This window comes from Oleiphilus sp. HI0132 (genome assembly GCF_001635845.1).
Window position 1 is genome coordinate 1 of record NZ_LWGJ01000338.1, and the last position, 771, is coordinate 771.

A 771-nucleotide genomic window follows, 5' to 3' on the forward strand; every position below is an offset into this window, starting at 1 on the left:
CAAAAGCTTCGTTCAAGGCTTCAAAGCTCGAACTTTCAATACTCCCCTGATCTTGAAACAAGTCTACCAAAGCATCCGCTTTACTAACGGTTCTATTGGCCACCACAACCTTGCTTGGCTTTTCTTCAAGTATAGGCTGCAATACGCCTCTTACAGCACCACCTGCCCCTAAAATCAGTATTTTTTTTCCACTTAGGCTAATTCCATGCCCCTGAATGTCGGACACTAAACCCAAACCATCTGTATTGTCACCGCAAAGCAAGCCTTGCTCATCAAGGTACAAAGTATTTACAGCACCAGCCTNTTCAGCACCAAGGCTACGCTTGTCACACATGTCCCAAGCTTGCTCTTTGAAAGGCACGGTAACGTTAAGGCCTTTTCCTTCTGTCTGAGCAAAAAAGCCTTTGACCACTGATGTAAAATCATCGACTGGCGCTTCAATTTTATCGTAAGTAAGTGCCTGCTTCGTCTGCGTGGCAAACATACTATGAATCAATGGAGACTTACTATGAGAAACGGGGTTACCAACAACGGCATATTTATCTGACATGTATTTTTCCTTACTCCCTGAAGACTATCAGATCCAGTCCTGATGCGGCAAAAAGCGCTCGGTCAGTTCAGCTTCTCTTGAACCTGCTTTAGTCTGATAGTTGTAATCCCAACTGACCAGCGGAGGCATCGACATAAGTATCGACTCAGTGCGCCCTCCAGACTGGAGGCCAAATAGCGTACCGCGATCAAATACTAGATTAAACTCAACATAACGGCCAC

Annotated in this window: 2 protein-coding genes; both read right to left on the reverse strand. The window is 45.3% G+C overall.

Going from position 1 to position 771, the window contains the following annotated elements; genetic code table 11:
- On the reverse strand, window positions 1-550 hold a 550-nt coding region (gene aroE / locus A3766_RS04190), incomplete at its 3' end, for a shikimate dehydrogenase (protein ID WP_068641751.1).
- 27 nt (window positions 551-577) lie between these two features.
- Window positions 578-771 (reverse strand): coproporphyrinogen III oxidase (locus A3766_RS04195; RefSeq protein ID WP_156508673.1); only part of this gene is annotated, 194 nt, incomplete at its 5' end.